Here is a 9,852-nt window from a genome sequence, read left to right as displayed (position 1 = left end):
CCTCCCCGGCCTCGTCGCTCCCGACGGTTGCGACCCCCTCGCACGGACTCCTCGCGCCCCGCGGGCGCTCGGAGGCGCGCGCCACCGCAGCGACTTGGCCACTCGTGAACCGAGCGAACAGAATGGAGTTGAGTAGAAATGAGTATCGCCGACTAGCGGCCCGGCGACCGCTGCCCACAGCGCCGCGAGGTGATCCCCTCCTTCGAGCGGAACCGGCAGCCGCAGTCGGTACAGCGCACGAATGGCTCGCCCGGCTCGGTTTCGAGGCGGTGTTCGCCCACCTCGAATGGGCGGGTCACGGTCCGGGGGCGGATCCGGTCCGGGATCGGCGTCGACGCCGACTCGCTCAGCGCGGCCCGCACGGCGATGGTGTCGACGTCGACCCCGTCCCACCGCGAGGCCTCCAGCGCATCTTCGCGGTCCGCGACCTCGGTCCAGCCGGTGACGACGACCGGGGAGTTCGTCTCCGTGTCGCTCACGACCACGACGAACCGGACGCCGCCCTCCACGAGGGCGAACCGCCACCCGTCGGTGCTGTTCCACCGGAGCTGCCCCTCGCGGATCGCGTCGCTCACGGTGCGCGTCGAGACGTACCGACCGGGCTGTTCGAGCCGCTCGCGGAAGTGATCGGTCAGCGCGTAGCGGCCCGGGTCGCGCACGGGAGGATCCTCCGGCGTCCGGGCGGCGGCCTCGCCGCCGTGCGGGGGGTCGACCGACCGATACTCGCCGGTTCGGCCGGTCGAGCCGGATCGGCCGGCCCGAGCGCGGCGGCGCGCGGGCGACTCCGGCGGCGACCGAGGCCGGGCGTCTGCCTGCCGGCCGGCGGCGGTCGTGGAAACGGTCCGACGCTCCGTCGATCCGGGCCCGAGGGGCTCCGCGTCCCCCGACCCGCCCTGTCGGGATGCCACTACGACATCGTACCGAGCGCGCTCTTAAGTGTGTTACGCCGGCACAGGGGCGTCGACCGCGCCCGCATCGGCGGGGGAGTCGGACTCGTCGAACGCCCAGAGTCCGACCCCGCGTTCCCTCGCGTCGGCTTCGGCCGCCGCGTACGCGTCGCGTAGCGCGAACTCGGTGTCGTACAGCCGCGCGTACCCCTCGGTCAGCAGGCGCTCGTTGAAATCTTCACCGTCGACGTACAGCACCGCCAGCAGCCGCCCGTAGCCGCCGCGTCGGTCCCCGCCGGCGACGACCGTGACCTCCTCGCCGGCGAGTTCGGACTCGGCGAATGCGGCCGCCTCACCGCCCCACGCTCGGAGGTGCGCGCGGCCGGCGTCGGTGTTGGGGATCCCCTCGAACTCACCCGGCGAAGTCACGTCGGCGCTCGTCTCGGGCGTGTCGACGCCGAGGAGCCTGACGGTGTCGACCTCGCCGTTCGGGAACTCGACCTCCACCGTGTCGCCGTCGACGACGCGCACGACGGTGCCGGTCCAGGCCGTGTCGTCCGGGTCGCCGGGGTCGACTCCCGCCGGATCGGTCGGCGGCGAGTTGAGGTCGCCGGTCGGTGAATCCCCGTCGGTGGCGGGGCCCGGACCCCCGGCGCAGCCGGACAGTGCGACGACCGCGACGACTCCGATGACCGCGACCAGCCTCGGTCGAACGCGCATCGATCCCGTGTTGCGCTGGTTTCAGTATAAATAGGCAGGAAAGTCGTTCAGCTTACTCGCGTGCTACTACTAACCAACTCTCTCGCTGAAAAAGAAAAGCCTCACCCGCTCGCTGTCGCTCACGAGTCAGAAATTCAGTCCGCCCTCCCCGAATTGAACGGGGGACAAGTCGATCTACAGTCGACTGCTCTACCAGGCTGAGCTAAGGGCGGTTACCGAAACATAGCCGCCGGATTCGACTTAAGAGTTCCCTTTCAGAGCAGGTGTGATCCGCCGTACCGCGGGGTGGATCGCCGGACTCGAACCCCGCTCGCGACCCACGCTCACCGCGGGGCTGTTAAGTCTCTCGCGGCGGGAGCGGGGACATGGCCGACGGCGACGACAGACAGGCGACGTTCGGGTCCGACGGGAGCCTCGAAACCGATCGGACGCCGGACGCGACGGGAAAGAACGACTTCGGCGAGGAGAAAGAGCCGAACGAGACCGACGGCGGGTACAGCCGGTACGTCGTCTCCAGCCTGCTCCAGAAGGCGGTCCGGCGCTCCGACGAGGAGATCGCGGCGTGGGCGGCGTGGGAGCTGGCGCGCTCCGGGTACGCCTGGAACCTCTGGGACCGACTCAACCTCTACGTCGTCGAGGACCTGCGCGCGGGCGACGAGGTCGCGCTCACGATTGAGCGCTACGAAGAACTCGCGACGGAGCGCTGGGAGCCCGACGCGTGGAAGGGCCGGCTCTGCGCGATCCACGCCGCGCTCGCGGCCGCCCGCGCTCGCTCGACACGCGAGGCGTCGAACGCGGACGCCTACTTCGGCGCGGTCGCCGATCTCCGGGCCGAGGCGCGCGCCCGCGGGGAGGAGCCGGCGCACGACTTCCCCGTCGGTGACCTCGAACCGGACGGGGAGTTCGACGCGGTCTTCGACGGGCACACCGGCGAGGGATCCAAGCGCGGGCGCGGCACCCGGTTCTTCAAGACGCACGGCGCGCGCGTCGGCCCGGAGGGCGAAGACGAACAGAGCGCGCGGTGGCAGCGGCTCGCGATGGTGCTCGACGAGGAGATCGAGTACGACGAGGCGGAGCTCGCCCGCGCCGTCGCACCGGTCGATCCCGACGACCCGTGGGGCGGATCGGCCTCCGGCGACACCGAGCCGGACACGGGCGACGGCGAGACGCACCGGAGCGATGCCGAGCCGGACACGGGCGACGAGGGGGGTGGCGCGGGCGACGGGACCGGGTCCCTCTCTGACTTCGCGGAGTGAGGTGTCGGCCGCGGCGACGGGGGTCGCCGCGAGGTCCGCCGTGACCGATCCCCGCTTCCGCCAAGCCTTATGTTCGGGACTGCGTTGTAGCGACCATGACAGATGTCGCAATCGTCGGCGGTGGACCGGCCGGACTGAGCGCCGGGCTGTTCGCGAGCAAGAACGGCCTCGACACCGTCCTCTTCGACACGGACGAGACGTGGATGCACAAGGCGCACCTGTTCAACTATCTCGGCGTGGGCTCGGTCGGCGGCAGCGAGTTCATGGCGACCGCGCGCCAGCAGGCCGACGACTTCGGCGTCGACCGGCGCCAGGGCGAGGAGGTCACCGGCGTTGAGGACGGAGGCGGCGGGTTCACCGTGACGACCGAGAACGGCGAGTACGAGGCCGACTACGTCGTCCTCGCGACGGGCGCGAACCGCGACCTCGCGGAGGCGCTCGGCTGCGAGTTCGACGACGACGACACCGTCAGCGTCGGCGTGTCGATGGAGACCAGCGTCGAGGGCGCCTACGCGACCGGCGCAATGGCCCGTGCCGAGGAGTGGCAGGCGGTCATCTCCGCCGGCGACGGCGCCGCCGCCGCGCTCAACATCCTCTCGAACGAGAAGGGCGAGCACTACCACGACTTTGACGTGCCAGACACCGCGGCGTCGGTGTTCGGCGACCTGATCGACGACGCGGAGTAACCCCGCTTTTCGCCGTCGTCGGTCGCGCGCCGTCGATTCCGCATGGTCAGTCAGCGGCGCGACAGGCGACGACGGACCTCGTCGACGCCGCGACGCATCCGTCGGCCGAGCCGGGTCGCGGCGAACGCTCCCCGGACGAACCAGTCGGTCGGGATCCGGTCTGGGAACGTCAGCGGGCCGACCCGCGAGACGCCGACGGTCCGCGTCTCCGTGTACCGGAGGATCCCCTCGGGCCCGTGTCGGCGACCGAGGCCGGAGTCGCCGAACCCGCCCATCGGTGCGTCGACCGCGCCCCAGGTCGCGAGGAACGCGTCGTTGACGTTCACGGTCCCGCAGTCAATCTCGCGGGCGAGTTCGGCGCCTCGCTCGCGGTCCCCGGTCCAGACACTCGCGTTGAGGCCGTACGGGGAGTCGTTCGCGGCGGCGACCGCCGCGTCCGCGTCCGGAACCGCCGTCACCGCGGCGACCGGACCGAACGTCTCCTCGCAGGCGACCGCGGCGTCCGGCTCGACCCCGGTGAGGACGGTCGGCTCGTAGCAGTACGGCGCGACATCCGTCCGCGCTCGGCCCCCGGTCTCGACCGTCGCCCCGCGCTCGCGGGCGTCCTCGACGTGTGACTCGACGCGGGCCAACTGGTCGGCGTCGACGAGCGAGCCGAGGTCGGCGTCGTAGTCGTACCCCGTCCCGAGCGTGAGCGCCTCCGTCTCGCGGACGAACGCGTCGAGGAACTCGTCGCAGGCGGACTCGACGACGTAGATCCGCTCCGCGGAGAGACAGAGCTGCCCGGCGTTCGAGAAGCAGGCCTGGACCGCGCCGCGGGCGGCCTCGTCGACGTCGGCGTCCCCGAGCACGACGAGCGGGTTGTTGCCGCCGAGCTCCAGCGAACAGCCGATCAGGTTCCGGCCCGCGCGCTCCGCGATGGTCCGGCCGGTCGCGGTGCTACCGGTGAACGCGACGTAGTCGACCGCGTCGATCAGCGGCGGCCCGACCTGAGGCCCCTCGCCGGTGACGACCTGAAAGAGGCCGTCGGGGAGCCCGGCGACTTCCAGCAGCTCCGCGAGGAGCAGCGCCCCGTACGGCGTCTTCTCGTCCGGCTTGAGCACGACCGCGTTGCCCGCGGCGAGCGCGGGGATCGCGTCGGCCATCGACAGCGTCAACGGGTAGTTCCACGGCGAGATGACGCCGACGACGCCGACCGGTTCGCGGGTGACCGTCGCGGTCGCGACGCCGGGCGCGACCCCGCGGCGACGCTCCTCGGCGAGCGCGCCCGGAGCCTCGCTCGCGACGTACGAGCAGCCGGTCGGCACGTCGAACAGCTCCTCGACCGCGGTGCGCCGGGACTTCCCGGTCTCCAGCTGGAGCACGTCGAGCAGCTCCTCGCGGCGGTCCGCGACGAGGTCGCCGAACCGGTCGACGATACGGGCGCGCTCGGTCGCCGACACCTCGGCCCACGACGTCTGCGCGTCGCGGGCGCGTTCGACCGCGGCGGACACGTCGTCGGCGTCGCAGGCCGGCACGCGCCCGATCCGCTCGTCGGTCGCCGGGCCGGAGACGTCGATCGCGCCGTCGCCGTCGTCGCCGCTTCCGTCCGGCGAGCTGAAGACGCGATCGGCGAGTCCGTCGAGACGCCGCGCCGTGAGGGTCGGCGCGGCGCCGACCGCGGTTGGGGGATCCGTCGAGGACATCAGATGTCGGACAGAGGGTCGGGCCATGGAAAGCCGTGCCGGTGGTGCCCTGCGTCGGCGGTCACTGCGTCGGGCCCGCGTCGCCGGTCACTGCGTCGAGCCCGCGTCGCCACCGACCGAGTCCGTCGGGTCGACGTGCTCGGAGAGCATGTCGATCGCTTCGAGCAGCAGCGACACGGCGAGGGGACCGACGATGACGCCGACGGCCCCGAGGGTGAGGATGCCGCCGACGAATCCGACGAAGTAGAGACCGGGCGATATCTTCCCGGTCCAGCCGGCGAGCCGAGTGCGGATCACCGCGTCCGGCACGAAGGCGACGACGACGAGCCCGATTACCAGCACTGCGGCCGCCCGCCCGGTCGCGCCGACGAGGAAGTCCAGAGCGCCGAGCGCGACGATGAGGATGCTCGGACCGACGACGGGAATGAACTGGAGGACGCCGGCGATGACCGCGAGCAGGACGGGAGAGCCGTAGCCCAGCGTCCGGAACACCGCGACCGCGAGAACGAACGTCGCGGCGGCGGTCGCGGCCTGGAGGACGTATATCGAGTAGAGGGTCTGCCGCGTCCGCTCGTGGAGCCGTGTGGGGATGTCGTGGTACTCGGGCGGGACGACGCCGAAGACGGCCGCCTCGACCGCCCGCGGCCGGTAGAGGATGCCGTACACGAGGAAGGTGAACACGACGACCTCCAAGACGAGGACCGGCGCCGCGCCCGCGACCGCGATCGCGACCCCGCGGATCCACGTCTCCGCGGCCGCGACGTACGGCGCGATCTCGACCACCGTCTGGAACCCGCCGACGGTGATCGGGACGAGGTCGGGGACCCCTTCGAGGAGGGCTATCAGCTCCGACCGCCGCCGGTACAGCGTGTACAGCAGCGGCGCCACGAGGAGGGTCGCGCCGACGAACGCGACGCCGGTCGAGACCACGCACGCGATCCGACGCGAGAGGCCGCGGCCGACGAGCCGCTGCCGGAGCGGATACAGGACGTACGCGACGGTGACCGCGAACACGACGGTCCGCAGCACCTCCGCCAGCGCGACCGCCGTGAGCGCCGCCATGGCGACGAACAGCACGCCCAACAGCCGCTGCCGGTTGAGAACCATGCCGTCGTGTCGCAATCCCCGGCGAAATGCGTTGCGATGGCGGCCCGCAGTGCCCCCGATTCGCGGGCGGCCGCCGGAGCGGTCCGCGACGACGTCGCCAACCACAGCACCTAACCTCGCGCCCGCCCGAAGAGGGGTATGCGCATCGACCCGTTCGGCCTCGAACGCTGGTTCGCGGAGTACGAACACGAGGCCGACATCATGCTGGCCGAAAGCGGCATCCGGTCGCTCGACGCGAGCCGGTTCGACCTCGATCCGGGGGAGCTCGGCTACGTCATCCCGACGAACGGCGACCCGGAGTTCCGGGCGTCCGTCGGCGACCGCTACGACCGATCCGCCGACGAGGTGCTGTTCACCTGCGGCACCCAGGAGGCGAACTTCCTGACGTTCCTCTCGCTGCTCGGCGACGACGCCCCCGTCGACGGGGCGGGCGGCGCCTCGGACCCCGACGCGTCGGGCGTCGGCTCCGGCACGCACGCGGTCGTCGTCACGCCGACGTACCAGGCGCTCCACGCCGTCCCGGACGCGTTCGGCGACGTGACCCACGTCGAACTGGAGCCGCCCGAGTGGGAGTTAGACCCGGAGGCCGTCGCCGACGCGGCCCGCGACGACACGGCCGTGATCGTCGTGAACAACCCGAACAACCCGACCGGGCAGTACCACGACGAGGCCGCGATGCGGGCGGTGTACGACGTCGCGGTCGAGCGCGACGCATACCTGCTCTGCGACGAGGTGTACCGCCTGCTCGCGGAGGACCCGCAGCCGCCGGTCGCGAGCTACGGCGCGCACGGCATCTCCACGACCAGCCTCACGAAGGCGTACGGGCTCGCTGGCCTCCGGTTCGGCTGGATCGCCGGTCCCGAGCCGGTCGTCGAGCGCGCGTGGCGCTGGAAGGACTACACGACCATCTCGCCGAGCCTGTTCGGCCAGCACGTCGCTAAGCAGGCGCTGGGGCGATCCGAGGAGGAGATCCTGACGGAGAACCGCGAACTGGCCGCCGCCCACCGCGAGACGGTCGCGGCGTGGGTCGACGACCACGGCCTCGACTGGCTCGACCCGGTCGGGGTCAACGCGTTCGTGACGGTCCCCGACGGCTTCGCGGACGCGGAGGCGTTCTGCCGGACGGTCGTCGAGGAGGCGAGCGTCGTCCTCGCACCGGGGCATCTGTTCGGCTTCCCGGACCGATTCCGGATCGGGTTCGGACTCCCGACCGAGGAGTTGACAGAGGGCCTCGATCGGGTGAGCGGCGTGATCGAGGAGCACGCGCCGACGGTCGACTCGGCCGCGACGAACGGGGGTGACGCCTGATGGGCGTGTTCGGCGACCTCAAAAACGACGTAGTCGGCTTCGTCCGCAACCCCACCGACGAGCAGAAGATCTTGTTGGTGGCGTTCGTCTCCATGGCGGTCTCGGACCGGTACTTCTATTATAACGACATCCCGTTCGTCGTGCGGACGACCGCGGCCGTCGGCGTCGGCTTCATCGTCATGTTCGTCGTCAGCTACCTGTACACGGGCCAACTCGTCCCGCCGGACGGGAACGTCGACGACGACGAGGAGCCGGAGGAGTACGTGGACGAGCTCGACCCGTAGGCTCGCTTTCGGGACGAGTTCGGTCGCCGCGGTCGTCGCGGCTGCCACGTCGCCGCCGTCATGGTCGCTACGTCGCCGCGGCGGCGCCCGCCGCCCCGGAGGACCCGCCGCCGCTCGCGGAGTCACCGCGTCGCCCCAGTCGACCGGGGGAACGCCGAGGTCGCCGTCCGCGTGCGTCGCGATCTCGTGGAGGCACGCGGCCGCCGGAACGTCGGCGTCATCGCGTATCGGCGCGCCGGCGTTGCCGGAGAGGTCGTCGGCGACGCGATCGACTCGGTCGTCCGACGAGCGGAGGACGTACCCGACCACGCCGCGGGCCGTCGGGGCGGTTGGACGCCGTCTCGGGCCGGGTAGCGGCGGCATTCCAAACCGTTTATACCCGCGCCGGGGAAATTGGCGGACATGCCGCGAGAGCAGAAGCAGGTTCGCGAACTCCAGGAGGGCAGCTACGTGATGATGGACGACGCGCCCTGTAAGATCAACCACTACAGCACCGCCAAACCCGGTAAACACGGCAGCGCGAAGGCCCGCGTCGAAGGGAAGGGCGTCTTCGACGACAAGAAGCGCTCGCTCTCGCAGCCCGTCGACGCGAAGGTGTGGGTCCCGATCATTCAGCGCAAGCAGGGACAGGTCGTCAACGTCAGCGGCGACGAGGTTCAGGTGATGGACTTAGACACCTACGACACGTTCACGATGCGCATCCCCGAGGGCGAGGACTTCTCCTCGGACGACAACATCGAGTACCTCGACTACGAGGGCCAACGGAAGATCATCGGGTAATCGGCGATGTTCCCCGGGGCGACGACCGACCGCGAAGCTGCTTCCTACGTGGTCGTCGGCGCTCCGCTCGACGCCACGACCACGTTTCAGCCGGGCACCCGGTTCGGACCGGACCGAGTCCGGCGATTCGCCGAGACGTACGACGACTACGACCGCCGCACCGACAGTCGCTTCTCCGCGCTGGGCGTCAACGACGCGGGCGACGTGCGCCCGTGGGACGACGTGCCGGCGTACCTCGACCACCTCGCCGCCGAACTGCGGAGCGTCGTCTACGACGAGTCGGTCCCGCTCCTCGTCGGCGGCGAACACACGGTCACGCACGCGGGGGTCGAGGCCGTCGACCCCGACGCGCTCGTCATCTGCGACGCGCACCTCGACCTCCGGGACGCATACGACGGGAACCCGCTGAACCACGCCTGCGTCACGCGCCGGTGTCTCGACGACCTCGGCGTCGACCGCGCCGTTATCGTCGGCGCGCGGACCGGGTCCGAGGCCGAGTGGGACCGGGCGGCCGACGCCGACGTGGAGGTCGTCGCGCCGGAAGACGCCCGCGAGTGGGTCGACGGTCTCGACGGCGACGCGTTCGCCGGGGAGACGGTCTACTGCTCCGTCGACATCGACGGGCTCGACCCCGCTTACGCTCCCGGTACGGGGACGATGGAACCGTTCGGGGTAGCGCCGCGGACCGTCCGTGACCTCGTCCGCGCGGTCGCGCCGCGCGCCGACGGGTTCGACGCGGTCGAGGTGAACGACCGGGACGACGGGCAGGCGGCGGCGCTGGCCGCGAAGCTCCTGCGGGAGTTCGCGTACTCGCACGCGGCCGCAACGACCGAGTAACCGGGTTCTCGAGGCGAGTTACGAGAGTTCGGAGAGGCGGCGCCGCGCGGCGGTCACCGCCTCCATCGAGTCGATCCACTCGCGGGTGTCGGTACACCAGATGCGGTCGCCCTCGACGCTGACGCAGAAGACGGACTCGCCGGAGGGCGAGAGGGTGACGCGGTCGACGTCGGGCCGGTCACCGAGGTACGCGTCGATGAGTCGTCGGGCGGTCTCGGCCTCGGAGCGGAGACGGTTTCCCGCGGCGTACTCGACGGCTATCTCTGTCATGCTCCCAGATTAGAACTACATGATTAATAACT

At 71.1% G+C, this 9,852-nt stretch carries 12 protein-coding genes and 1 tRNA gene; 7 read left to right on the top strand and 6 right to left on the bottom strand.

Annotated features, from left to right (window positions below):
* Nucleotides 1-152: 152 nt before the first annotated feature.
* The 3 genes from B9H04_RS11555 to B9H04_RS11545 all read right to left on the bottom strand — a co-directional run bounded on the left by B9H04_RS11555 (nucleotide 153) and on the right by B9H04_RS11545 (nucleotide 1,819).
* On the bottom strand, nucleotides 153-908 hold the full coding sequence (locus B9H04_RS11555) for a hypothetical protein (RefSeq protein WP_049932537.1): 756 nt from the start codon (nucleotides 906-908) through the stop codon (nucleotides 153-155).
* Between the two features lie 33 nt (nucleotides 909-941).
* Nucleotides 942-1,607: a thermonuclease family protein gene (locus B9H04_RS11550; protein WP_049932535.1), complete on the bottom strand. Its 666-nt coding sequence runs from the start codon at nucleotides 1,605-1,607 to the stop codon at nucleotides 942-944.
* Nucleotides 1,608-1,745: 138 nt separating this feature from the next.
* Nucleotides 1,746-1,819: transfer RNA gene (locus B9H04_RS11545), tRNA-Tyr, on the bottom strand.
* Between the two features lie 153 nt (nucleotides 1,820-1,972).
* Here B9H04_RS11545 and B9H04_RS11540 point away from each other — a divergent pair.
* Both B9H04_RS11540 and B9H04_RS11535 read left to right on the top strand, forming a co-directional pair.
* Nucleotides 1,973-2,863, top strand: a complete 891-nt coding sequence (locus B9H04_RS11540; RefSeq protein WP_049932534.1) for a hypothetical protein — start codon at nucleotides 1,973-1,975, stop codon at nucleotides 2,861-2,863.
* A 95-nt stretch (nucleotides 2,864-2,958) separates the two neighbouring features.
* On the top strand, nucleotides 2,959-3,549 hold the full coding sequence (locus B9H04_RS11535; protein ID WP_049932531.1) for an NAD(P)/FAD-dependent oxidoreductase: 591 nt from the start codon (nucleotides 2,959-2,961) through the stop codon (nucleotides 3,547-3,549).
* Nucleotides 3,550-3,599: 50 nt separating this feature from the next.
* Here B9H04_RS11535 and B9H04_RS11530 read toward each other — a convergent pair whose 3' ends face one another.
* Both B9H04_RS11530 and B9H04_RS11525 read right to left on the bottom strand, forming a co-directional pair.
* Entirely contained in the window at nucleotides 3,600-5,234 is a 1,635-nt protein-coding gene (locus B9H04_RS11530) for a succinic semialdehyde dehydrogenase (protein ID WP_049932529.1), read from the bottom strand.
* Between the two features lie 87 nt (nucleotides 5,235-5,321).
* Nucleotides 5,322-6,341: an AI-2E family transporter gene (locus B9H04_RS11525; protein ID WP_049932528.1), complete on the bottom strand. Its 1,020-nt coding sequence runs from the start codon at nucleotides 6,339-6,341 to the stop codon at nucleotides 5,322-5,324.
* Nucleotides 6,342-6,479: 138 nt separating this feature from the next.
* Between B9H04_RS11525 and B9H04_RS11520 the strand changes: the two genes are divergently transcribed.
* The 5 genes from B9H04_RS11520 to speB all read left to right on the top strand — a co-directional run bounded on the left by B9H04_RS11520 (nucleotide 6,480) and on the right by speB (nucleotide 9,550).
* Nucleotides 6,480-7,649 (top strand): aminotransferase class I/II-fold pyridoxal phosphate-dependent enzyme, encoded by a 1,170-nt coding sequence (locus B9H04_RS11520; RefSeq protein ID WP_049932526.1) that lies wholly within the window; start codon nucleotides 6,480-6,482, stop codon nucleotides 7,647-7,649.
* Nucleotides 7,649-7,933 (top strand): hypothetical protein, encoded by a 285-nt coding sequence (locus B9H04_RS11515; RefSeq protein ID WP_049932525.1) that lies wholly within the window; start codon nucleotides 7,649-7,651, stop codon nucleotides 7,931-7,933. Before B9H04_RS11520 ends, B9H04_RS11515 begins: the two co-directional genes overlap by 1 nt.
* Before the next feature lie 171 nt (nucleotides 7,934-8,104).
* Nucleotides 8,105-8,287, top strand: coding sequence for a hypothetical protein (locus tag B9H04_RS18125; protein ID WP_139835080.1), 183 nt, complete (start codon nucleotides 8,105-8,107; stop codon nucleotides 8,285-8,287).
* 48 nt (nucleotides 8,288-8,335) lie between these two features.
* A complete protein-coding gene (locus tag B9H04_RS11505) occupies nucleotides 8,336-8,713 on the top strand; it encodes a translation initiation factor IF-5A (protein ID WP_049932521.1) in 378 nt (125 codons plus the stop codon).
* 6 nt (nucleotides 8,714-8,719) lie between these two features.
* Complete coding sequence (speB, locus tag B9H04_RS11500; RefSeq protein ID WP_049932519.1) at nucleotides 8,720-9,550, top strand: agmatinase; 831 nt, start codon at nucleotides 8,720-8,722, stop codon at nucleotides 9,548-9,550.
* Nucleotides 9,551-9,568: 18 nt separating this feature from the next.
* Here the strand turns inward: speB and B9H04_RS11495 are convergent, their stop codons facing one another.
* Complete coding sequence (locus B9H04_RS11495; protein ID WP_049932517.1) at nucleotides 9,569-9,820, bottom strand: hypothetical protein; 252 nt, start codon at nucleotides 9,818-9,820, stop codon at nucleotides 9,569-9,571.
* Nucleotides 9,821-9,852: the final 32 nt, after the last annotated feature.

Origin of the sequence: Halorubrum ezzemoulense DSM 17463 (genome assembly GCF_002114285.1) — an archaeon.
Classification (GTDB): domain Archaea; phylum Halobacteriota; class Halobacteria; order Halobacteriales; family Haloferacaceae; genus Halorubrum; species Halorubrum ezzemoulense.
This window is presented reverse-complemented; position numbering and strand designations above follow the sequence as displayed.